Source organism: Bacillus sp. LB7, from assembly GCF_030449715.1.
Taxonomy (GTDB): domain Bacteria; phylum Bacillota; class Bacilli; order Bacillales; family Bacillaceae; genus Bacillus; species Bacillus paralicheniformis.
On sequence record NZ_JASGCA010000018.1, the window covers coordinates 42287 to 66959 of the forward strand.

At 44.5% G+C, this 24673-nt stretch carries 17 protein-coding genes, 1 tRNA gene and 2 pseudogenes; 12 read left to right on the top strand and 8 right to left on the bottom strand.

What is annotated here, in order from left to right; translation table 11 throughout:
- Positions 1 to 26: 26 nt before the first annotated feature.
- Positions 27 to 536: a MepB family protein gene (locus tag QMZ64_RS18905; protein ID WP_265627762.1), complete on the bottom strand. Its 510-nt coding sequence runs from the start codon at positions 534 to 536 to the stop codon at positions 27 to 29.
- 337 nt (positions 537 to 873) lie between these two features.
- On the bottom strand, positions 874 to 2256 hold the full coding sequence (locus QMZ64_RS18910) for an amino acid permease (protein WP_265627761.1): 1383 nt from the start codon (positions 2254 to 2256) through the stop codon (positions 874 to 876).
- Between the two features lie 199 nt (positions 2257 to 2455).
- Between QMZ64_RS18910 and QMZ64_RS18915 the strand changes: the two genes are divergently transcribed.
- The 3 genes from QMZ64_RS18915 (at position 2456) to QMZ64_RS18925 (ending at position 4059) form a co-directional block, all read left to right on the top strand.
- Positions 2456 to 2707 carry a glycosyltransferase family 2 protein gene (locus tag QMZ64_RS18915; protein WP_265627760.1) on the top strand — a complete coding sequence of 84 codons (252 nt, stop codon included), beginning with the start codon at positions 2456 to 2458 and terminating at the stop codon, positions 2705 to 2707.
- 127 nt (positions 2708 to 2834) lie between these two features.
- The gene (locus tag QMZ64_RS18920; RefSeq protein ID WP_265627759.1) at positions 2835 to 3467 is read left to right on the top strand and encodes a DUF2306 domain-containing protein; all 633 of its coding nucleotides are present in this window, start codon (positions 2835 to 2837) and stop codon (positions 3465 to 3467) included.
- 232 nt (positions 3468 to 3699) lie between these two features.
- Complete coding sequence (locus QMZ64_RS18925) at positions 3700 to 4059, top strand: putative zinc-binding protein (RefSeq protein WP_243944302.1); 360 nt, start codon at positions 3700 to 3702, stop codon at positions 4057 to 4059.
- A 133-nt stretch (positions 4060 to 4192) separates the two neighbouring features.
- On the opposite strand, the gene QMZ64_RS18930 is transcribed toward QMZ64_RS18925, so the two are convergent.
- Complete coding sequence (locus tag QMZ64_RS18930; RefSeq protein ID WP_265627758.1) at positions 4193 to 5017, bottom strand: alpha/beta fold hydrolase; 825 nt, start codon at positions 5015 to 5017, stop codon at positions 4193 to 4195.
- A 132-nt stretch (positions 5018 to 5149) separates the two neighbouring features.
- On the bottom strand, positions 5150 to 5413 hold the full coding sequence (locus tag QMZ64_RS18935; protein WP_265627757.1) for a CD3324 family protein: 264 nt from the start codon (positions 5411 to 5413) through the stop codon (positions 5150 to 5152).
- A gap of 346 nt (positions 5414 to 5759) precedes the next feature.
- Here QMZ64_RS18935 and QMZ64_RS18940 point away from each other — a divergent pair, with 346 nt between their 5' ends.
- The 3 genes from QMZ64_RS18940 to QMZ64_RS18950 all read left to right on the top strand — a co-directional run bounded on the left by QMZ64_RS18940 (position 5760) and on the right by QMZ64_RS18950 (position 9239).
- Positions 5760 to 6257, top strand: coding sequence for an RNA polymerase sigma factor SigV (locus tag QMZ64_RS18940; protein WP_243944307.1), 498 nt, complete (start codon positions 5760 to 5762; stop codon positions 6255 to 6257).
- The gene (gene rsiV, locus QMZ64_RS18945; RefSeq protein WP_265627756.1) at positions 6257 to 7117 is read left to right on the top strand and encodes an anti-sigma-V factor RsiV; all 861 of its coding nucleotides are present in this window, start codon (positions 6257 to 6259) and stop codon (positions 7115 to 7117) included. Before QMZ64_RS18940 ends, rsiV begins: the two co-directional genes overlap by 1 nt.
- Positions 7118 to 7346: 229 nt before the next feature.
- Positions 7347 to 9239, top strand: coding sequence for an acyltransferase family protein (locus QMZ64_RS18950; protein WP_301441518.1), 1893 nt, complete (start codon positions 7347 to 7349; stop codon positions 9237 to 9239).
- Positions 9240 to 9262: 23 nt separating this feature from the next.
- Here the strand turns inward: QMZ64_RS18950 and QMZ64_RS18955 are convergent, their stop codons facing one another.
- Positions 9263 to 9712 (bottom strand): NUDIX hydrolase, encoded by a 450-nt coding sequence (locus QMZ64_RS18955; protein WP_265627754.1) that lies wholly within the window; start codon positions 9710 to 9712, stop codon positions 9263 to 9265.
- Positions 9713 to 9913: 201 nt separating this feature from the next.
- Between QMZ64_RS18955 and QMZ64_RS18960 the strand changes: the two genes are divergently transcribed.
- The gene (locus QMZ64_RS18960) at positions 9914 to 11119 is read left to right on the top strand and encodes a Bcr/CflA family efflux MFS transporter (protein WP_265627753.1); all 1206 of its coding nucleotides are present in this window, start codon (positions 9914 to 9916) and stop codon (positions 11117 to 11119) included.
- 40 nt (positions 11120 to 11159) lie between these two features.
- Here the strand turns inward: QMZ64_RS18960 and QMZ64_RS18965 are convergent, their stop codons facing one another.
- The 3 genes and pseudogenes from QMZ64_RS18965 to QMZ64_RS18975 form a co-directional block, all read right to left on the bottom strand.
- On the bottom strand, positions 11160 to 12332 hold the full coding sequence (locus QMZ64_RS18965; protein WP_265627752.1) for an iron-containing alcohol dehydrogenase: 1173 nt from the start codon (positions 12330 to 12332) through the stop codon (positions 11160 to 11162).
- 200 nt (positions 12333 to 12532) lie between these two features.
- A complete protein-coding gene (locus tag QMZ64_RS18970; protein WP_326131875.1) occupies positions 12533 to 13618 on the bottom strand; it encodes a response regulator in 1086 nt (361 codons plus the stop codon).
- A gap of 93 nt (positions 13619 to 13711) precedes the next feature.
- Positions 13712 to 15259, bottom strand: a pseudogene (locus QMZ64_RS18975) (sensor histidine kinase); the annotation flags it as partial.
- Between the two features lie 521 nt (positions 15260 to 15780).
- Between QMZ64_RS18975 and QMZ64_RS18980 the strand changes: the two are divergent.
- The 5 genes and pseudogenes from QMZ64_RS18980 to QMZ64_RS19000 all read left to right on the top strand — a co-directional run bounded on the left by QMZ64_RS18980 (position 15781) and on the right by QMZ64_RS19000 (position 24673).
- Positions 15781 to 16857, top strand: a complete 1077-nt coding sequence (locus tag QMZ64_RS18980) for a response regulator (protein ID WP_265627751.1) — start codon at positions 15781 to 15783, stop codon at positions 16855 to 16857.
- A gap of 195 nt (positions 16858 to 17052) precedes the next feature.
- Positions 17053 to 21279 (top strand): annotated as a pseudogene (locus QMZ64_RS18985) (SpaA isopeptide-forming pilin-related protein); the annotation flags it as partial.
- 98 nt (positions 21280 to 21377) lie between these two features.
- Positions 21378 to 22010: a class A sortase gene (locus QMZ64_RS18990; protein WP_243944315.1), complete on the top strand. Its 633-nt coding sequence runs from the start codon at positions 21378 to 21380 to the stop codon at positions 22008 to 22010.
- Positions 22011 to 22578: 568 nt separating this feature from the next.
- Entirely contained in the window at positions 22579 to 24000 is a 1422-nt protein-coding gene (locus tag QMZ64_RS18995; RefSeq protein ID WP_243944316.1) for a sugar porter family MFS transporter, read from the top strand.
- A 596-nt stretch (positions 24001 to 24596) separates the two neighbouring features.
- A tRNA-Arg gene (locus QMZ64_RS19000) sits at positions 24597 to 24673 on the top strand.

Genomic DNA, 24673 nt, shown 5'->3' on the forward strand with positions numbered 1-24673 from the left:
ATTAGCCGACTCAGGGCTATCCAATTTTAGTTAGAATATAACCTTAATAGTTCTTGCACTGGAAAACTATTTGTATTGTTCACCTCAACAAAATATGCTAACTGCCATTTCTGTGTTTCGATAGCTTGTTTGCTAGTGGGATTTTCCCATCTAGGGTAAACTCTAATTGCCATTTTTCCTTTTGTAGTGGCTGTTTTAAGAATATTTTGTTTTACAAGAACTTCTTTTGGAAAAACGAATTGTCCAAAATTATTATTACTAGTAAAAGTATTGATAACCAAGAAATCAGTAGCCTTTTCATATGAAAAGGCTTGGTTTTTATTATCTACATCTTTTTCCCAAAAAGCAACAAACTGTCCTATCTTGTTAGGTGTAATTTTTGCGACTCTAAATCTAACCGATTTTGAATTTAGTTGAAACATACCAGCCCCATAATCTGAATTTTGAGCTTCTGCTCGAATAGCATTTATAGTTAAGTGATTTGGTTCATAAAAAATTTTATTTACATATGTTAATGCCTTATAAAATTCATTCATTGCTTTGTACTCCTTATCATTTTATCCTACGTAATCCAATGCCTTCTTGAATAGAATAGGCTAAATCATAAAATACCGTCAAAATTTTCTTATTTTATCGCGTTTCTTATCTAGCTATCCTGCTCCGTTAGTTAGATAAGAACTGAATAGCGAATTTTGATAAGCGTAAACTGTGATATGTTTTAATACATTGCTAAACGCTTTGCTCATTTCGAACTCTCCTATGCGAATGTTTGTTCTTTTTATGACAGCATTTTGGAAACGTATCAAATATCAATTTTAAATGATGAGCCATACAAAAAGCCTGCAGAATGTTTTGCAGGCGATTCGCATTTTTCTATACTTGCTGTGACTTAGGATTCCTCAGCTTGTAAATCGCGATCAGCATGATAAACCAAACCGGCGTGATAAATAAGGCAACCCGGGTGTCTTGCGCCAGTGCAAGGACGATGAGGATAAACGCAAGAAAACCGAGAACCACATAATTTGAAAACGGGTAAAGCGGCATCTTGAATTTGTTTGTTTTCGCTAAATCCGGTCTTGTTTTGCGGTATTTCAAATGGCAAATGACGGTGATTCCCCAAATAAAGATGAAGCAGATCGTCGAGATGCTCGTAATCAGCGTAAACACTTGTTCAGGCATGATATAGTTCAGCATGATGCCAATCAGAATCACGACCGCTGAGAAAAACAACGCATTGCTCGGCACTTTGCGGGAGGTCAGTTTGGTCATAGCGCCGGGTGCATTATGTTCTTTCGCAAGCGAGTATATCATCCGGCTCGTGCTGAAGACTGCGCTGTTGCTTGCCGAAGCTGCCGATGTCAGCACCACAAAATTGATGATGCTTGCAGCCGCAATGATGCCGACCGCTGCAAAGACTTGGACGAACGGACTTTCATTAGGATTGATGACATTCCACGGATAGATGCTCATGATCACAAGGAGCGCACCGATATAAAAAAGCAAAACACGGACGGGGATATTGTTGATCGCTTTAGGAATGACCTTTTCCGGATCTTTCGTCTCCCCCGCTGTCAGTCCCACAAGTTCGATGCCTAGAAACGCAAAGACAACCATCTGGAATGAAAGGAGAAAACCGTGCAGTCCATTTGGAAACATGCCGCCGTGACTCCACAGGTTGTGAAAGGCGGCAGCGCCCGAATGGGTGGAAAATCCTTTGAAGATCATGAAAAGGCCGATCGCGATCAGCGCCAATATCGCAATGACTTTAATTAATGCAAACCAGAACTCCAATTCTCCAAAAAGCTTGACGGTTGCCAGGTTCGTGATCAGCAAAATAATCAGGGCGATCAATCCGGGCAGCCATTGCGGTACATCAGGCAGCCAGTATTGGGTATAAAGCCCGACCGCGGTTAAATCGGCCATCGCGAGCGAAATCCAGCAAAACCAGTATGTCCAACCCGTTATAAATGCCGCCTTGTCGCCTAAGTAGTCCCTGACAAAGTCGACAAACGAATGGTATTCCAAATTGGATAAAAGCAGTTCTCCAAGAGAACGCATAATGAAAAAACAAATGATTCCCGTAATCAGATAAGCAAATAAAATCGACGGTCCTGCAAAATGGATCGATTTCCCCGAACCAAGAAACAGCCCCGTTCCGATCGCTCCGCCGATGGCGATGAGCTGGATATGCCTGTTTTTCAGGCCTCTCGATAATTTTTGTTCGTGTATATCGTTGTCAGTTACATCTTCTGTCATTTTATGTATGCCTCCATTTTTATTTTTTAAGCCCGATCCCCGCATGTTTTAACATTAAAATTTGAAGTAACAGATAAGATTCGCCTGATGCGTTTGTAAAGAGGTGGTTTGCGTGGAAGTAGACTGATCCTTCTTTTTGTAACCAGATTTTTATACAATGGTCGTTGTTAATTCATCATGTTCGGATTAAGAAGCGGGAATGAATCCGTCCGTAAGTATTGTCATACCTGTGTACAATGCTGCAAAATACATATGTTTGGACAGCGTGCTGAGGCAAACCTTTGAAATTGTTGAAGCCATTGTCATCGATGACGGTTCTCGCGATTCCAGCAGAGACATCATTCAAAAGTATGCCGCAAAAGATGACAGAATTATTCCGGCTTTCCAGAAAAACGCAGAAATCGTACTCGGCCTGTTTTTAATGGGTAAGGTTTTGTCATTGAGGGCTTGATAAGCCAAGCTGCTGCGCATGTCCGCTTTCGTGATACAATATAGGTATTTCAGAGAGCATGATGTTTTAGGAGGAACAAAAGCTGAGCAAAAAGAAATTTAAACGCAGTCAATTGTTTTTTTCGGCAATGATGATCGTAATCGCGGTGTATGTTCTGTATACCTTGTTTGAAAATTTAATTCTTGATCCGCAATCAACATCTTTTCTCAGCCATAAATCTCACCTGCGGGACTCCTTTCATCTCCCGGTCTGGCTGAAGGTGATGTATGTTCACGTTGCTGCCGCTTGTTTAGCGATGGCTTCGGGCGCTGTCAACTTCTCCAGCGCCTTGTTGACCAAAAACCGCAACATCCACCGTTTTAACGGCTGGCTCTACATCGTTTGCGTGATGATTGTGACGCTGTCGTCAGGCTCTATGGCACCGCATTCTACCGGAGGGAGAGCCGTCAGCATAGCCTTTAACATGGTGAATATGTATTGGCCTGCCGCCACGGTTATTTCCGTCATTAAAGCCCGGCGACATCAGTTTAGCAAGCACCGGAGTTGGATGATTCGCAGCTATCTATTCTGTTTTACCAATCTGTTCATTCATTTGATCACTTTCGTGTGCCATAAAGGACTCGGCCTGATATATGACATCAGCTACACGATAGGCGTTTTCGGAGCAATTGCGCTCTGCATCGCGTTGGCTGAATGGATCATTCGGTTCGCCTTTAAAAAGCCGGCGCAAATTTTCCCTGCAAATCACAGGGGCTTTTAAGCCCCTGATCTTTTTCTTGAGGACTCCATATATTGACTGAAGGGATCAAGGAGACGGGTATTCTCATTGAATACGGGAAAGGAGTGTGGAATTTTGGCATGATCTGTTTGATTCAGCTCATAGAGCAACAGAAAAAGTGATCTGGCTCACAGTTTTCCCCACGCACCTCATGTAGAGTAAATGTTAGTTTTTTGCAGGCGGAAATAAAGAAAAACAGGGGATGAGTCAACCGATGAAAAGAACAGATTTGCCTTTAGTGTATTCGTGCTCCGGGTGTTCCTCGGCCGCGCAAACGGCCAACATGATCGCCATTAAAATGGATCGGGAGAAAATGGCCGAAATGTCGTGCATTGCCGGAGTCGGCGGGGATGTGAAGCCGCTTGTCAAAACGGCAAAATCCGGTCGGGACATCATTGCGATCGACGGCTGTCCTTTATGCTGTGTCAAGAGCTGTTTAGCTAAGCATGACGTTCAGCCAAAGCATCATTTTGTATTGTCGGATTTTAACGTGCCGAAGAAAAAAGGAGCAGATCCCGACCCTGACCTTTATATGAATGCGTATGAACAAATTGTGCAGCTCTCAAATTGCTAAGCCTTTTGGAAGTGTTTATTTAGGGTGCTGTTTAGAGTATCAATGAACGGTTGCAATTGATTTGAAAATCGAATGCCGATTACAGGCCATACGCTTCATGTGAACGGCGGATTGATTAAAAATACCGAGGGTTTCATCCCTCGGTATTTTTGTTGTTAAATCTTCTAAAAACCATGTCCAGCCTTTCGGCAAATTCCTCCGGGTATAAAACGCATCCCACATGATTACCTGGAAAATCGGCCACTTGCGTTTCCAAATGACCAGCCAATGCTTCTGCATACTTGTACGGGAGCCGGCCTTTTGAATCAATGCCGCCGGCAGGTACGACTGTAACCGATGAAGCTTTAAGCCTGCCGATGTCGGGTGAATATTCTCTTAAACCGGGCACCTCGGACAGGATAAAATAGTCGATGTTGGCCATGAGCTGCTCCGGCCGGGATTTTGGACGCGCTGGCTGGGCTGTGGACGTAATGCCCATCGCTTTCGCGAATGCTTCTAAAGCCTGTAATCCGCTTCGTTTATATTGTTTTTCAAGGTTCTCCAAGCTCTCGAACCCTTTGACGCGATCACTGCCGGTCAACAATTGCGGAATCGGAGGCTCGTGTGCGACCAACATGCCGATTTGTTCAGGATAGCGGATGGCAAGATCAAGGCCGATGACCGCGCCGGAGCTGCAGCCGAATACATAGGCCGGTTCATCCGTCAGAGCGGCCAGCAGCCTGCTCGCATCATCGCCGTGTGCGGAAACCTGGTAATTTTCGTTCGGATTTTCAAGCCTGCTGCGGGAATGCCCGCGGCGATCGTATGTGACGACCGTGTAACGGTCGGATAGGCGGTCTGTAATCGGGTACGATTCTGCATCGCCGTTGCCGCCGTGAATCATAAGCAAGACAGGCCCCGAGCCGCGCACTTCGTAGTAGAGCTTTGCTCCGGGTACTTCCAATACACCGTGTTTCATGACAATATTCTCCTCTCGTTGCATAATCACTTTTACATTACATGACGGAGAATGGATAGAAAATGCAGAACTTAGCTAATAAACAAACTCGCCATATTAAAAAGCACCGATCACAAGGATCAGTGCTCCAATTTATTTTGTGTAAACGATTTTTTTCATCGTTTCGATGGAAAGATGATGTTCCGCTGCTAAGTGCTCAATCGTTTTGCCATTTTTAAAGGCCTTTTTTATCGCAGTGTTGCGATCATCGATCAGCTTTCTTGCTCCTGAACGTGCACCCCATTTTTTGTGGGCGGATTCAGTCTTGGGAATGTAGATCGTTTCCCCTTGAACATACTTTTGAATTTCCGATAGCAGCTTTTCAGGTAGTACAGCGGCAGCCTTTACGTATGCCATGTTTGCCAGCTCCTTATTCCTTTGATTGCAAAATAAGGGGCAAAGCCGATTACCAGAAAAGCTTACTCTCAGGCGATTTTATTTGTCCACCCCATGCAAAGTATCGCCTTTTCCGATAACAGGCTTTGCATGAGACGCTGCATGATCCGGCATTCTGATGCTTGCCATGTGATCACCTCCTTCGAATTTGCTATTCATTATAAATGAAATCGAGATTGGCGGCACTTGATGATAAAATATTTTTATAAAAGAATGACCAGTCCGCAAACTATTTTTCCTACTCCCGCGTCTATCCTAATGTAACAGCCGTATATACGTATATTCGAAAAAGGAGTTCTTTATTGCAATGAAGAAACAAGCAGCCAGAGCGTCTCTTGTCGCTTGCATAACAGACCGGAAAGAAGACTTTTACCGGCTGGCGTACAGCTATGTGAAAAATCAAGAAGACGCCTTAGATATTGTCCAGGAATCAATCAAAAAAGCGCTCGATTCCGTCGATTCTGTTCGCAATCCGGATACGATCAAAAGCTGGTTTTACAAAATTTTGGTGCGGACGGCAATCGATTTTTTGCGCAAACGGAAAAAACTAAAGGTTATGGATGATCAAACGATCGAGTTTTTAAGCCAGGGCAAGGAAGATACCTACCGGGATACAGATCTTCATGAGGCGCTTGACGAGTTGCCGCATCCCTACCATACCATTATTGTTCTGCGATTTTTTGAGGATCTCAAACTGGAAGAGATTGCGGAAATCACAGGCGAAAACTTGAATACGGTCAAAACGCGCCTTTACAGAGGATTGAAGCTTATGCGCATCCATTTGACGAAGGAGGATCTTTCTTAATGGAAAAGAAATTGGAACAGCTGAGAAAAGCATATCAAAACGTCCCCATTCCGAAGGAACTGGATCAGGTTGTCGAAACCGCGCTTCAGCATAAACCGAAGAAGAAGAGAAGGCTGGTGGTATGGCCCGTATCAACGCTTGTCGCGGCGGCTGTTCTATTGGCTGCCGTCGTGAATATCAATCCCGGAGCAGCCCAGGCCATGTCGCGCTTACCCGTTATCGGCAAGGTCGTTAAGGCCATCACATTCACCGAGATCAAACAGAAAGATGGAGAATCGAGTATTGACGTGAAAACACCGGCTCTGTCCGGCTTGAATAACCGGGAGCTTGAAAATGGCATTAACGAGAAATATGTAAAGGAAAGCCATCAGCTTTACCGGGAATTCATGAAGGAGACGTCCCGGAATAAAAAAGGGCATCTCAGCATCTACAGCGATTATGAGACAGTTACGGATACGAAGGATTTGATTTCGATTCGGCGAAGCGTCGAAAGAACGGAAGCGTCCAGCTATACCGAACGGCGCTATATCACCATTGACAAAAAGAATGAAATTCTGCTTACCTTGAAGAGTTTGTTTAAAGACGACCGGTATATTACGGCCATCAGCGAAAACATTAAAGAACAAATGAAACAGCAAATGAAAGATGATCCTGATAAAATATATTGGATCAATGACGAGGAAGTCGAGCCATTCAAACGAATCAAGGCCGACCAAAATTTTTATATTACAGAGAATCATAAACTCGTGATTTCGTTTGACGATTATGAAGTCGCACCCGGATATATGGGCGCGGTAGAGTTTGAAATTCCGACTAAGGCGATTTCGAACCTGCTGATCGGTGACCGCTACATCCGCTAGTCAAAGAAATCCATGATTCCCAGAAATCATGGATTTCTTACTTTTTACAACTTTGTAACACCATATTCAGCTTGAAACTTTTATACTAGAGAGACGGCATCATTCAGGAAAGATAAAATGACGATTTTTTGAAACAAAAAACCGTCCTGACTTCGTCTATAATATCGGAGCCGTAAAAGGCACGAAACATAACAGAAGAACCGTACGTACATATCATTGGAGGAATACCATGCGAGATCAGACACAACAACACCGTTACATACCGGGGTTAGACGGGCTTCGGGCTTTTGCCGTTTTGGCGGTTATCGCTTACCACCTCAACATGAGCTGGGCCGACGGAGGCTTTATTGGGGTTGATATCTTTTTTGTTTTATCAGGATATTTGATTACATCGATTATCCTGCCGGCATATGGAAATGACATTTCCATAACATTCCGCGATTTTTGGGTGCGCCGGATACGGCGGCTGCTTCCAGCGGCGACGCTGATGATTTTCGCAACCGTCATATGGGTCGCTTTGTTTAACAGAGAGCTGATGCATACCGTACGGGGAGATGCGATCTCCTCTCTTTTGTATGTCAGCAATTGGTGGTTTATTTTTCACGACCTCTCATATTTTGATAGTTTCGGATCGCCGTCTCCTTTAAAAAACTTGTGGTCACTGGCGATTGAAGAACAGTTTTATTTCATCTGGCCGATCATTTTGCTGTTGGGCATCTACATATTTAAAAAGCGGGAGAGACTGGCTGCGGCGGTTGTGCTGTGTGCGCTTTGTTCAGCCGTATGGATGAGCATCCTGTATGTCCCTGGCGGCGATCCAAGCCGCGTCTATTACGGGACAGATACACGCGCCTTCGAGCTGTTGATCGGATGCGCATTAGCCCTTGTGTGGCCGATGAAAAGACTGTCTGGGAACAGGCTCCCAAGCAGCCTGAAGCACGCGTTGCACGGAACTGAGCTTGCCGCTTTCGCGCTGCTTATGATGAGCATTTATTTTGTCGATGAATTCAGCCCGTTTCTCTATCACGGCGGAATGCTTCTGATCAGTATAATCGCAGCGATTTTGATTGCATGCGTCAGTCATCCGAGCAGCTTCCTGGGCTATGTCCTTTCCGTGAAGCCGCTGCGCTGGATCGGGAAAAGGTCGTACGGCATTTATCTTTGGCACTATCCCGTCATCGTGCTGAGCACACCTGTTCAAGAGATTGGAAATCCGGTGTACTGGCATGTTGCGATTAAGGTCGCTGTTACGTTTATGCTGGCGGAACTTTCGTATCGCTTTATCGAGAAGCCAATCCGACAAGATGGTTTTAAACCGTTTGTCAGCCGGGTTTTTCTGGATAAGATCACGGAATGGAAAACGGCTTCCGTTCCCAGCAAAATATCAATCGGACTGATGTTTGCCGCGCTCCTCATTTTTGCAGGAGGCCTTTCCGGATTGGCCGACGAAAAGAAACAGCCGCAGCAGGCCTATTCCAAATCCTATGAGGCAAGCGCCTCGGCGGATCAGCCGGCTGACAAAAGTGAAGAACGGCAGGATGATAAGAAAGCGCAAGCTGAAAGCGGGAATGAGGTTGAAACTGAAAGCCAGCAGAAAGCCGACGGGGATGAATCGTCAGATACGAAAGGTGAGCAGCCTGCGGAAAAAGAGCCGGATCATATCGAGAAAGAGGTATTGGCTGTCGGGGATTCGGTCATGCTTGACATCGCTTCGAGTCTGCGTAAAAAAATTCCGGGAATCACAATCGACGGTCAGGTTGGAAGGCAAGTGAGGGAAGCGCTTCAATTGACATCAACCTACGCTTCCTTTAATCATCCGGACAAAGCCGTCGTGATTGAACTGGGAACAAACGGCTATTTTACGGACAGTCAGATGGACGCTTTGCTTGATGCTTTCTCAAACGCTGATGTCTATCTCGTGAACACGCGCGTCCCCCGCCAGTGGGAGAGCAAGGTGAATGAATCGCTTCGGAAGCAAGCGGACAACCGTCAAAATGTGACATTGGTCGATTGGCATACTGAAGCTCTGAAACATCCCGAATATTTCACCGCTGACGGCGTACATCTGATGCCGAAAGGGACCGAAGCTTTGGCATCGCTTATCGTCAAAGCGATGAAATAGTGCTTAAACATAAAAAGAGGCTGTTATTTCTTGAATTTCGTGATAAATCTAATCAAATAAGGTGTTTTTAAAGTTTCTTTTACTAGTTTGTTATGATGTTTTGTAGAATTTTTTATTTGTTTTCTTCTATGGGGAACCATTAACAAAGGTAATCTATCTTTGCGAAACCATCCGATTTTTGCTGTTTCAGGCCCTTGTTCAATGGGTTCCCCACCCAGTAATTTTCCTGAATAGATGTACTGTATGTCATGATATTGCGGTTGATCGTACTCTCCTATTTTGCACATAATAGAAACACGGTAGCCTGTTTCTTCTTCCATTTCCCTCATGGCGCATGTTTCCGGCTGCTCGTGCTTTTCCATTCTGCCTCCTGGTAAGTCCCAGACAGGATAATCTTTTCTTTTAACCAGAAGTATTTTTCCTTTGCTATTTTCCACAATTGTAAAGCAACCTATGGTGTTTACTGCATTCAAGTTAAGATAGCTCCTTCCTTCCTGTGTTTCACTTCAATTATAAATCATCTGACCGATTCGATCTCCGGTCTTAACCGGTCATGAACAATCCTCTTTCACAGCCAAAAAAATATGTTACAATATACAAATGTTTTGCGATCCACCAGTTTATTTCATGATGAAACAATATATTTTACTAGCTTGAAAGAAAGGTTTGATACTATGCTCCATAATCCAACAGGAAAGGAACGCCTTGCATTGGCTTTTCTGCTTGGAATGCTTGCCATACTGGGTCCTCTTAATATCGATATGTATTTGCCGAGTTTCCCCGAAATAGCGGAGGACTTGGGGGCCGGCGCGTCGCTTGTGCAGCTCAGCTTAACGGCTTGCCTGATCGGGCTTACCATCGGTCAGCTCGTGATCGGGCCTGTGAGCGATGCGAAGGGAAGGCGAAAACCGTTATTAATTTCGATTTCGCTGTTTGCGCTGTCTTCACTTTTTTGCGCGCTGTCGCCGAATATCGCGACATTAGTGCTAGCCCGTTTTTTACAGGGTTTTACCGCTTCGGCGGGAATTGTGCTGTCGCGCGCCATTGTACGGGACGTGTTCACAGGCAGAGAGCTTTCTAAATTTTTCTCGCTTTTAATGGTGATCACCGCGGTTGCGCCAATGGTCGCACCGATGACGGGAGGAGCCATCCTGCTTTTGCCGTTCGCTACTTGGCATACGATTTTTTATACTCTGGCATTGATCGGATTGTTCCTAGTACTCGTTATCTCGATGAAATTGACTGAAACATTGCCGCCTGAAAAACGGATTCCAAGCTCAATCGGCTCGTCGCTTAAAACGATGGGGAGCTTGTTGAAGGATCGGTCTTTCATCGGCTATGCGCTGACTGTCGGTTTCATTCACGGAGGCAGCTTTGCATACGTGTCCGGAACACCTTTTGTATATCAGGACATCTACGGGGTTTCTCCTCAAGTGTTCAGCGTGCTGTTCGGCATTAACGGCCTCGCCATTATTTCGGGAAGCTTTATCATCGGGCGTTTTGGGGGAATCATTCATGAGAGGAAGCTCTTGCGGATCGCGGTTATTACCGCTGTCATCGCGACATCCGTTCTCCTGACAATGACGATTATGAAAGGACCGCTTGCAGCGATTGTCATTTCCATCTTTATCTACATGATCACCATCGGAATGACGTTGACAAGTACATTTACGCTGGCGATGGAAAATCAGGGACACCGTGCGGGCAGTGCAAGCGCGATGCTCGGCATGATTCCGCTGCTGCTCGGTTCAATCGTTTCGCCTCTCGTTGGAATGAATGAAACAACGGCCGTTCCAATGGGTGCGATCATGTTTATCACAGCTGTGATCGGATCTTTCGCTTTTTTTGCCTTAACGCGGGAAAGTCAGCGGGAGCTGTAAACATAAAAGGACGGAATCTAGTGATTCCGTCCTTTTGTTGTTATAGAGAAGCTCGAAGAATGGCGAGTACGTCATCTTTGTTTAATTTTTGGAAATTGGCGAAGCCGCCGTGCTCGATTTCTTTAGCGGCGATGTCTGCGATCAGCTCTAGCTTTTCTTCGCCGATGCCGTAGTCGGCAAGACGGGAAGGAGCGCCAAGGCTTGTCCAGAACGCGGACAGTTTATCGATTCCTTCAAGCGCAATGTCTTTATCGGTTTTGTCTTCTGTGTCAATGTCAAACATGTTCAGCATAAGTGCTTTGAAGCGGCTGACATTCGTATCAAGCGTATATCTCATCCAGTTTGGGAACAAGATCGCAAGACCGCCCGCGTGCGGAATGTCGTAAACGGCCGAAACCGCGTGCTCCATCGTATGGGAAGCCCAATCGCCGAAATAGCCCATTTGCAGTGTGCCGTTCAAAGCGATTGTGCCGGCGTATAAAATGGTTTCCCGGTGCTCATAGTTTTGCAGGTCTTCCAACAGCTTCGGCGCCGTTTCGATGACCGTCTGCAAAACGGAAAAACACATTCTGTCCTGTAGCGGCGTGTTTTTGACATTGTGGAAATATTGTTCAAACACATGGCTCATCATGTCAACGATGCCGTAAACCGTTTGGTTTTCCGGGACGCTGAACGTATTTTCCGGGTCTAAAATGGAGAACTTCGGATGCGTGACATCGCTTCCCCATACGTATTTTTCATTCGTTTCCCAGTTTGTAATGACGGAATCGGGGTTCATTTCAGATCCGGTGGCAGCTATGGTTAAAATCGTACCGAACGGCAGGGCGTCTTTTGCTGTCGTTTTTTTGCTGAAGATATCCCAAGGGTCGCCATCGTATTTTGCTCCGACAGCAATCGCTTTCGTGCAGTCGATGACGCTTCCTCCGCCGACAGCGAGGAGAAAATCGATATCATGCCGGGCGCACAATTCGATCCCTTTTTTAACCGTAGCAAGACGCGGATTTGGTTCTACTCCGGAAAGCTCGTACGTGTCGGCGCCTTCTTCTTTCAATACGCGCGTAACTTCGTCATAAAGGCCGTTCTTTTTAATGCTGCCGCCTCCATAAACAAGCAATACATTTTTTCCGTATACCTTTAATTCTTTTCTTAACTGTTCAAGCTGGCCTTTTCCGAAGATCAATTTCGTTGGATTGTAATAGCTGAAATTTTCCATTGATGAACAAACCTCCTATGGTATATGTAAAAACAGTTTTCTACTATAACATATTGAATCGTATAGAAAAAGAGGCCGTGTTCTCACGAAGGACAGGGTCAAATTGTACAGAGGGGAGGAAGTACACACCTGATTTACTGCACAAAAAAGCTCGCCGGCTTTGCCGGCAAGCTGATGAGGCCGTTCTGATTATCTTCAGGTCATGCCTTTACTGAGACGTCCGCCGATTCATTGATAGAAATGACCATTGAGACAGCGGTCCCGCTATCAGGCGCACTTTCGATATTCAGTTCGCTTCCGCAGAAATGTTTCAGCCTGCGGTTAATATTTTTCATACCGACGCTATGAGTGAAATGAGATGAAAAAATATCGTGTTGTTTTATCGGCGGCATGCCGATTCCATTGTCTTCAACCTTGATATAATAGCGGTTTTCGCTTTCTTTTTTTGCCGTCAGCTTGATCCAGCCTCCGCCTCTTTTCTTGCTGATGCCGTGGTGAACGGCATTCTCGACTAGGGGCTGAATCATTAATGGCGGAATGGTAAAGTCAATGTCTTCGTCAATGTCGTAAATGACGTTCAGCCGATCGCCAAAGCGCGTTTTTTCAATGGAAAGATACGAATTCACAATCGACAGTTCATGTTTGAAAGAACTCATCCCTGATGTATTTTGAAAATCAAAACTCATTCTTAAGTAGTTTGTAAAATCAGCCGTTACTTCGCGCGCTTTTTCAATATCCAAATGACTGAGCGCGATAATTGTATTTAATACGTTGAAAAGAAAGTGCGGCTTGATCTGCGACTGGAGGAATGCCATCTCCATATTCGTCGCTTGGGCTGCCGTATCTTTCATCATGATCAGGTTTTTAACGCGTGCTGCAAATTCAGTGTAGTTGTACGGTTTTTGCAAAATGTCATTTGCCCCGGCGTGAAAAGCTTTGTATTTATCATGATCGATGATGGCTGCCGTAATGATGAGAACCGGAAGTTCCACCATTGAGAATCTTTCACGTATTTTCATTGAGACTTCAAACCCTGTCATATCCGGCATCATCAGGTCCAAAATCACCAAGTCAAGCTTTGAACGGGAGGCGACTACGAGAGCCTCTTTGCCGCTTTTTGCTGCGATGACTTGATAAGGAACGCCTTCAAGCATATCGGCCAAAATTTTTAAGCTTTCGATGTTATCATCGACGATCAGAACAGTTGGAGCATCCATCTTTTTCGAGTAATACGGCGTGCTTATTGAAACATCGGGCAGACTCCTGACGGCTTGCTGTTGAGGCATGTTCTCCTTATCGTCAGGAAGCGAGTCATCCTTTGCGACAGGCAGTGTGAAATGAAATGCCGATCCTTTCCCTTCTTCAGATTCTACCCAGATCTCCCCATTTTGTAGCTGAACGAGCTGTCTGACGATGCTTAAACCGAGCCCGGCTCCGTCATCTTTATGGTTTTTTGCTTGTTGAAAAGATTCGAATATCGATTGACGGACGGCCTTTGGTATGCCGACTCCTGTATCCGCTACAGTGATTTTGACCTTCTCTTGATTGAGCCTCTCGGCAGAGAGTGTAATTTGTCCCTGCGGCGTATACTTGATTGCGTTATCTACCAGGTTGGTCATGATTTGCCGGAAGCGGTTTTCATCAGCCAAGACGAGCGGCAGTCCGGATGGAACCCGGTTTACAATCCGGACATGTTTATTTTTTGACAACAGCCGATAGAAGCCCATTTCCGTACTCATCGCCGAATGGGTATCGACAGGAACGGCTTGAATCTGCAGCATGCCCTGCTTCATTTTTTCCAAATCGAGAATGTCATTTACCAGGCTGGAGAGCCTGTATCCCATGCGTATGACCAGCTGCAGATTTTCTTTTTCTTCCTCTACCGTCCTTTTGCTTTTCCTTGCCAAAAGGGTCTGACATATATTAATCATGCTGTTCAGTGGCGTTTTAAATTCATGCGATGTTTTGGCGATAAATTCGTCTTTTAATCGATTCATTCTGAGCAATTTCAAGGATAGGACTTCATTCTCCCGGAATGCGCCTGCGAATTGCTGCGCCATCATCAGAACAACCGCCAGCAAAGCGATGATCGACGGCACGGCATAGAGCGAATTGAATGAAAAGCCTCTTTTGCCGCTGTAAGCAGAAACGGTCGTTAAAATGACGAATGCGCTCATCGAGATCGCTGCAATCGTAAGATAAAGACTGCCTTTCATTTTCCGAAGGGCAGAAATCGCAAACACGTACGTAATATAAATCAAAGTCGTGACGGCAAGAACGGAATGCAATATATATGCGAGACGGTCTGTAAAACCCCAGGATATAAAATCAATTATCAAAACCAGTGCAGAAAATGCAATCGCGGCAATTATCCATTTTTTTGAAATGATTTCTCTGTAAGCGAAATAGAGATAGAGAAAAACCGCTATACTGACAAGCACCATTGTGGTTGCCCTCATTACGCTTAAAGCCGAGAATGAAATAGACGGAAAGAACAGAAAGATCATTCGTTCTCTTCCGATTAAAAGCACAATGATCGAAAAAAGAAGACACATCGTGGAAAAAAAGAATAAATGCTTATCCTTTTTTCGATGCAGGAAAAAGCCGAGAAAGTATAAACCGGTAATGAAGAATGCCGTGATCATGCTGGTTTCATTAAAAAAAGACATTTTGCTTTGGTGTAAAATGTGCTGCTGCGTTCCGAAGGTAATCGGTTTTTCTATTCCCCATGAAGGTGTTTTTTTGAAGTTTGAAAATTGTACAATCAGCTCGTTGTCCCCGCGGTGAATGTCGAAAAAACTCGTATAAGGCCTGTTTTGTGCCGTGAAATTCGCTCTGCCTGAAGGGGTTCCGCTCTGCCCGATCAATTTGCCGTTGAAATAAATTCGGTTTGCGCTGTTAATAAAAGAGGTGCTGATTCCGAACATCTCATTGTCATGCTTTGACCGGATCGTCAGTCTGTATGTACCGTAATCTACGTTTTCTCCTGAATCGGTAAGTTTGACATTGTTAGGCACAGCGGAATAAATGGGGGCTTTTCCAATGCCTGAATGGATCGCTTTTGGCGAGAGAAGCTGGTTTCGATATAGTGTCCATTCCCCGGTAAGCGCGATGTTCCCATCTTTCTGAAAATCCCATCTTTCCAGATTGATGATTCCTTGCTTCGCTTCAGGGTAATTCTGATCGGACAATTGATTGTTGATGAATAAGAAAATAAAAAAGAAGCCGGCATAGCCGAGAATAATCGAAAGGAAAACAAATAGCTTTTTCAATATCAGCACTCCTCATTCAACCTGCTGCGGTCTTGGTGAATCTTATGAATATTGTACTCTTAAATGTTAATAAACGACAAGATTAAGAAAATGAATCCAACTAAGTAGGGCCATTGACATGATATAATCATTATAATCATTTCCAGATGACTCGATGAAATTGGGGTGGATGTGTCGTGAAAGCGTTAATTGTGGATGATGAGGAATTGGCATTGCTTCATTTTAAAAATATGCTTGAACGAACAAATTGTTTTCGATCGATCGAAATGTTTCAAGATCCGGCTGATGTTCTGGAGTATCCGGATATTCAGGGTATAGACACGGTGTTTCTTGACATTGAAATGCCGGGGATCAACGGGATTGAGCTCGCTGAAGCGATTCAATCGATGAATGAAAACATTCAGGTTGTTTTTATCACGGCCTATAACGATTTTGCCATAAAAGCATTTGAATTAAATGCGATGGATTATTTGCTTAAACCCGTCGATTACGTCCGGCTCGTAAAGACGGTTGAACGGATCAGAGAAAACAGCTTGCTGAAGGCTTCCGCGGAAAATGACGGAGGAGACTATTTCATTCAATGTTTTGGGAGTTTGCAATTTTACAAAACGGAGAAGGATGTCAAAACATATATACCCGTTAAGTGGAGAACGTCCAAAGCACGCGAAATTTACGCGTATTTGCTTCATCATCACGGCCATGTGATCAGCAAAGACGTGTTGATCGACCTGATCTGGCCTGATCACGATGTCTCTAAAGCGAGCACCCAGCTATATACGGCGATTTATCAAATCAGAAAGTTAATCGAAAGGCTTCCTTTCGGCCAATCGATCGAGAAGACTGACACAGGATATGTCCTTCGGATTTCCGGTGTGAAAGTGGATGCTGACGAATGGGAAAAATCGCTGAAAGAGGCTCCTCCCATCCATATGACGACCGTCAGCCGGCACATGGAATTGCTGCTTGCATACGAAAACCATTACTTTATGGAACACGGTTATTTGTGGGCCGAACCCGAAAAGACGCGGCTTGCCCGGATATGGATTGGGAAAGCTTATGAACTGGTCGATTTTCTTATTCATGAAAAAGACTACCGCCGGGGGCTTGATATATGTCTGCTGGTCGAGAAAATCGAACCGTGCGATCATAAAATCATCCAATACAAGATGCAGCTGTTTAATAAAACCGGGAATGTTGAAGAAGCGATCAAGGAGTATGAGCGCTATAAACAAATGAAGGACAAAATGAATTAAAAGGTGTGCACAAGGACCGGATCAGCCGGTCTTTTTTTTATGCCATTTTCAGCTTACATGCCGATGTTCAGAAATTGTATAGTTCCATCTCATACAATGTAGTTTGGTTCGGATGATGTCAGCTGACATAAAGCAAAATTCATATTACAGCCGCTAAACATACAGCAGTGAATTTAAAAGCCTGTCATTCTTCATTTCAGCTGGACGATTTTATATAACTACGGAGAGAAAAAGATTGACGAATCCAAGGCGAGTATAACGGATTCGTTTGGTTCCGATGATTTGCAGCTTGTTTCAGATTCCTTGAAGGTGATTCCGATTACTTTCAATCAGAACGGAAGTGAACAGGCGGGAACGCCTCTAACAGAGGGCAAAGACTATACGCTCTCCGATAGTGGAAGCGGGTTTGAAATCAAATTTAACCAAAATGTTACCGGAGCTTACAAAATCACATATCAAACCGAGGTCAACAGCGGAGTGATCATTGATAAATCAACAACGTATACGAACACCGCAGTGACCGGAACAGGGGAATCAAAGAAAGCTTCAGGTACAGCCATTCAGCAGAACTTGATAAAAGGCTATTCAAACATTGATTACCAGAAGAAAACGGTCGATTGGACGATCGCAATCAACAAAAACAACTACACGATGAACAATTGGAAGTTGGATGACAGTTTCGAAAGCGGCGGGCTCGCGCTCCTCGACGGATCATTCCGTCTTCAGGATGTGACGAATAACAAAACGCTTGAAGAAGGCAAAGACTATACATTGACAATAAAACCGGATCATGAAGGTTTTCTCCTGGAACTCATCGGAGATTATGCAACAACAAACAGCCAGTTTAAGATCACGTATACAACGAATATGAATGCCGACTTTTCAAACGAAAATGTCAAAAACACGGCTGAATCAACCTGGACTGATCACAGCAGCACTGAACGCAGAAATAAGGAAGCGAGCAGTTTTACGCCGAATCGCCAGACATCCCACAACGGCTTCAAAAACGGCTCATATAACGCTGTTTCAAAAGAAATCACGTGGAAAATCGGCATCAACTATAATGGAGAGCCGTCAAAGAATCCTTATATTAAAGATGCTTTAGCAGATGATCAGCAATTTGTTAAAGGATCGGTTGTCGTCAAGAGCTATGCAGTCAATAAAGACGGTTCCATCACAGAAGGAGACATCCTGCCCGCTTCACAATATGATGTGGAAGAGCCGTCGGCTGACAATAAACAAACGCTGACTGTCCATTTGAAAACGGACGATTCCGTCCCGTATCTTATTGAATTTAAAACATCGCTTAAAGGGCAGGTCATTAAGCGTGACCCTTACACCAACAAGGCGACGTACTATAATGCCGGATATTCAGAGCGTGAGTTGACGGCATCCGTTTCGGTCGCCGACGGAGGAAGCCTCGTTTTCAAAGGAGGCAAACAAAACGGAGGTTATGTCGATTGGAGCATTAATGTCAACGCGAGCCAGTCGGTATTAGAGGACGTAAAAGTCACCGATACTCCGGATACCAATCAAATTTTAGCTGAAGATTCTTTTAAAGTTTATCAGGCTAAATACGATGAAAAAGGTGCAGTCAAAGACAGTGGCGGAAATCTTGTCCCGGATGATGTTCAGCTTCAAAAAGGCGAGGACTATACACTGGACATCAAGACCGACAATGCAACCGGTGAACAATCATTTGTTCTGAAATTTATAGGCGATTACAAAAAAATCGACCGCGCCTATGTTATTCAATACCAATCATTAATCAATATTGCCGGCACGAGCGGTCATGTTCACAACAAAGTGTCGATTTCGGGAACGAATGTTCAGGAACAGACCCAGGAAAACAACAGCTCGGTCTTTGTTGCCGTTTCAAGCGGCGGCGGTTCAGGCTCAGGTGAAAGAGGAAGCCTGACAATTCTTAAAACGGGGGAAGGCGGCACACCGCTTTCCGGAGCAGATTTTCAATTGCGGACAAAAGATAATGAGCAGCTTCTGCGGACAGGAACGACTGACGACGACGGCAAGCTGACGTTCGGCAATATCCGCTACGGCACTTACGTTTTAAAAGAAATCAAGGCGCCTGACGGATATACGATCAGCGACGCCTACGCAGACGGGGTCTCCGTTGAGATTAACAGCAGCTCTTCCAGCGCCGGAGCGCTTTACAAAGTCGTGAATGAGAAGAATAAGGTGACGCTTATCAAACAAGACGAACAAAAGAATCCTTTGGGAGGAGCCGTGTTCAAGCTGGAGAAAAAATCCGGTGATGGCACCTTTACGACAATACGTACGAATATTAAGAGCGATGAAAACGGGAAAGTTGAAATCAACGGTTTACCGCCCGGTGCTTATCGTTTGCTGGAAACGAAAGCTCCTGAAGGATATCTCTTAAATACAAAAGAAATCAGCTTCTCCGTCAAAACGAATGATAAGAATCAAGTACCTGACGTTGATTTAGGAACATTGATCAACTATAAAGGCAGAGCGCATTTAACGAAAGAAGATGCAGAAGGCCGTCAGTTAGAGGGGGCTGAATTCAAGCTCATCGATCATGAAGGCAACACCGTTCATGAAAAGCTTACTTCCGATGAAGACGGGAAAATCGCAGTATCTGATCTTGCGCCTGGCCGCTACGCATTTGTCGAAACCAAAGCGCCCGAGGGCTTTGTGTTAAACAGTAAGGCAATCGAGTTTACCATATCTGAATCGGCAAAAGAAAAACCGGAATCCGTGGACGCAGGCAAAGCCGTCAACTATAAAGGCTCGGTTTATTTGACAAAAGAGGATGCAGAAGGCCATACGCTGAAGGGCGCTGAATTTAAGATCGTTGATCATGAAGGCAACACCGTTCATGAAAAGCTCACTTCCGATGAAGACGGGGAAATTGCAGCTTCAGGCCTTGCGCCTGGTCGCTATGCTTTCGTGGAAACGAAGGCCCCCGAAGGCTTTATGTTAAACACCAGTCAAATTGAATTCACCATCCCGGGCTCAGCTGAAGGGAAACCGGAGCCGGTTGATGCAGGCGCCGCCGTTAATCATAAAGGTTCGGTTCATTTGACAAAAGAAGATGCGGAAGGCCGCAAGCTTGAAGGAGCCGTCTTTAAGATCGCAGATCAAAACGGGAATACCGTGCAGGAGGAACTGGTCTCAGATCAAAATGGAACCGTTACGGCTTCAGGCCTGGCTCCTGGGCGATATGCCTTCGTAGAAACGAAAGCGCCCGCTGGATTTGTATTGAACAGCGGGAAAATAGAGTTTGTCATCCCGGATTCCGCTGAGGGAAAACCTGTACATGTAGATGCAGGAAAAGCGGTCAACTACAAAGGTTCGGTTTATTTGCAGAAAAAAGATGAAGACGGCAATGGATTAGAAGGAGCCGTGTTTAAAATCATTGACAGCGAAGGCAAAACGGTCAAAGACGATTTGATCTCTAAAGAAGGCGGCAAAATTGAGGCTGGCGGTTTGGCGCCGGGAAGCTATCAATTTGTTGAAAAACATGCGCCTGACGGCTACCTGCTGTCAACAGATCCGATTCCATTTTCCATTACCGGGGAACACGAAGGTGAGCCGAAACAGGTTAAACTGACGGCTCTCAACAAGAAAAACAGCGTTGTGCTCACAAAAGTCGGCCAGGATGACAAGAGCGCCGGACTTCAGGGGGCGCAGTTCGATTTGAGAGATGAAACCGGCAAGGTACTGAAAACCGGTTTGGCAACAGACGCAGACGGCCGGATCACAGTGTACGGCCTTAAGCCTGGTAACTACCAGTTTGTCGAAACAAAAGCACTTAAACATTATCAATTGGATGAGACGCCAATATTGTTCACAGTCAAAAATACGGATACAAAGCCAATTGAAATGACTGCAGAGAACCAATTGACACCGGGCGATGCGAGACTGACGAAAGTGGACCGTAACGATAAAAAGGCTGTTTTAAAAGGAGCCGAATTCAAGCTGCTCGATGTTGATGGAAAGCCTGTTAAAGCCGGAGGCAACGGGAAAAAGCTGCCGGCAGTCTGGACGACAGATCAAAACGGGCAGTTCGCAGCGGAAGGATTGGCACCTGGGCGCTATCAATTTGTCGAAACGAAGGCGCCTGACGGCTATAAGCTTGATGAAACGCCGATTCCTTTTGAAATTAAAAAAGGACAGACAAAACCGGTCGAGATCACAGCGTCCAATGAAAAGCTGAAAACGCCGGCTGTTGACAAAGGCACACCGAACCCGAATTCGGGAGACCCTAAAACAGATAACAAAGGCACACCGGACCGGAATTCGAACGGAGATCCTAAAGGTGATGCGCTTCCGAAAACCGGTGACACAGATAGCATCATGCCGATCATGATCGGCATCCTGCTGATTTTGTCTGGAGGAGTCTTCGCTTTCTTCACAAGAAAGAAACATAGAAAGGCTTAAACGAATCATTTATGCACCTGATCATGAAACCGGTCAGGTGCTTTTTTGAAAAACGGCATTCGTTCATTTGACATTAAGGTTAGAAAGGACTGTGAGACATGTATAAAAAAATGATCGTTGCCGTGCTTGTCATATCAGGTATATTCTTCGTCTTGTCTCCTTTTATTAAAGAAAGCATCATCATCAATCTCAACAAGAATAAAAGTTTTGAATTGACAGCTGAACAGGCGGAACAAAACAATGCGCAAAAGGCGTCATTTGATTTTGAAGCGATTCAGCCGCCTTCTTTTATGGAAACAGTAAAAGCCGGTCTTGATCCTGAGCCGAAAGCGGTCATCGGCCGGATCACCATAAGCAGCGTCAATATCAAGCTGCCGATATTGAAAGGCACAACCAATCAAAATCTTCTTTACGGAGCGACAACAATGCGTCCCGATCAGAAAATGGGCGAGGGCAACTACCCGCTGGCCGGACATCATATGAAGCGGGAGAACCTCTTATTCGGTCCTCTTATCAACATTAAAAAAGGGGACACCGTTAAAATCACAGACTTTAAAAAAGACTATATATACACTGTGACATCCAAACAATTCATTTCTGAAACGGACACAGATGTGATTCAAGAGACGAAAGAAAAAGAAATTACGCTGATGACATGTGACAAAGCCGTGAAAACCGAAGGGCGCCTTGCGGTTAAAGGAAAGCTGATTCATGTTGCTGTTCACAGATAATTGAAATGTCCGCTGCAGGCAGGAAAAAATACTGAGGGGAAGCCCCTTGGTATTTTTTTATTGGGACTAAAATTCCACACATCACAAAAAAGTGACAAAAAGATCACTATGAAATGACAAGAGTGAAAAAATGCTGATAAATAATAAAAAAAGAAATGAAGTCATATGAATTGGATATAATTCCTATCATAACGCCATTAATAGCGCTTTTCAAAATAAAAAAAAGATAAGATTTCTGAAATTTATGTTGACTGAAAGCGCTTTTAAAATTATGATAATATCAGATCTAACAAAAATGTACCAAAAACATAACTATAATCTAACAATACATTTAAACGGCATGCAAATGAAAGTGATTCCAAGATATGCCATAGTAGGTAATTGGTTGTGCGGAAGCTCCGTCTTCCATCAAAATAAAATTTTCAATTTTCTGTTAAGGGGGTGGCTGGCGAGACTTTCGAAAGTTAGATATGAGTCTTTTAGGAAAAGAAATGAGCTCCTATTAAGGATGTTTTCGAAAACCTTTGGAAATAAATCAATTTTTAAAACAAAGGCGGGGGAAATCAATATGAATGAACAAGGGAATCAGAAATCATTTTTGCGTACTATTATTTTAGTCTCGACGTTCGGCGGACTTCTATTCGGATATGACACCGGAGTGATCAACGGTGCCTTGCCTTATATGTCTGAAGGAGATCAGCTGAACCTGACTGCATTTACAGAAGGGCTTGTCGCAAGTTCGCTTCTCTTGGGAGCGGCATTGGGGGCGGTATTCGGCGGAAGACTCTCCGATTATATCGGGCGCCGCAAAAACATCATTTTTCTAGCTGTGCTTTTCTTTTTCTCGACGCTCGGATGTACGCTTGCGCCTGATGTGACGATTATGGTCATCTCTCGGTTCCTGCTTGGAGTTGCTGTAGGGGGAGCATCTGTTACGGTACCGACTTACTTGGCTGAAATGTCTCCTTCAGAAAAAAGGGGACGAATGGTTACCCAAAATGAATTAATGATTGTCTCCGGACAGCTCTTGGCATTTACTTTCAATGCCATCCTCGGAACCACAATGGGGGATAGTTCCCATGTTTGGCGTTACATGCTGGCGATTGCCGCAGTACCGGCTATATTCTTGTTCTTTGGTATGCTGAGAATGCCCGAAAGTCCGCGCTGGCTTGTCTCTAAAGGAAAAAATGAAGCGGCGCTGGGCGTTCTGAAAAGAATCCGCGAGGAAAAAAGGGCGCATTCGGAAGTTGCTGAAATCGAAGCTGCAGTCATGAAAGAATCTGAAATGAAAAAAGCGAATTATAAAGACCTGGCTGTTCCGTGGGTGCGCCGAATCGTATTTCTCGGAATCGGGATCGCCGTCGTTCAGCAGATTACCGGCGTAAACTCTATCATGTATTACGGTACAGAAATACTCAAAAATGCCGGATTTGAAACAAAAGCTGCACTTATCGGAAATATTGCAAACGGTGTCATTTCAGTTTTAGCGACATTCGTGGGGATTTGGCTTTTAGGGAAGGTTGGGCGCAGACCGATGCTGATAACCGGTTTAATAGGGACGACATCAGCTTTGCTGCTGATCGGCATCTTTTCAAACGCCCTTCAAGGCTCAGCTGCTCTTCCGTATGTCGTACTTACGCTGACTGTAACCTTTCTTGCATTCCAGCAAGGCGCCATTTCTCCTGTAACATGGCTCATGCTTTCTGAAATATTCCCGCTTCGCGTTCGCGGCCTCGGGATGGGCGTCACCGTGTTTTGTTTGTGGATCGTCAATTTCTTTGTCGGATTTTCGTTCCCGATATTGCTTGATGCGATCGGGCTGTCCTCGACATTCTACATTTTTGTCGGACTTGGACTTCTTTCCATTGCATTCGTGAAAAAATTCCTTCCTGAAACAAAAGGTCTCACACTTGAACAGCTTGAGCATAATTTCCGCAACTACAAATCGGAAAAAGCACCAAGCGACGCGAGCGCTAAAATCAGCGGATGACAATTTGAATTGTTAAGGGGCAGGCAGGTGGGGTTATAGATAAAACATTTGCAGTTTGCAGGCAGAAATCTTCCTATAACAAAGATTTCTGCCTGTATTTTTGTAAACGATGCGTAAAAGCAGCCTATTTGAGGCACCCTTAGGATATCTTAAAAGCCGTTCATAAAATAAAAGCTTCATTAAATGACCGCGTAAGAGTGATGTCAAAGTTAACGATTTACAGCTTCGGTTCCATATATAACTTGATGAAGCGGGGAACATTCAATAAAACATCACATAAGATGAAAAGGTCCGGTAAACGTCATCTATTATGAATGGCTGTAAGCCTAAATTTTTTAGAGGTATAAAAAAACGAAAAAAGTGTTGACGGATGAATTGAAAGCATGATATATTATTATTCGTCGCTGAGACAACGAAGTTACAACTTCGAAATGCCGATATAATATTCATCATTTAAAGGGTGTACAAAACCCTCAAAATGTGTATAATGGATAAAGTCGAAACAAAAAAGCTTCATCCTTTTCGGCAGAAAAACTTCAAAAAACTTCTTGACTTCAACTGATATTCATAGTATTATAGTTAAGTCGCCTGATGAAGCGCCCGTAGCTCAATTGGATAGAGCGTTTGACTACGGATCAAAAGGTTAGGGGTTCGACTCCTCTCGGGCGCGCCA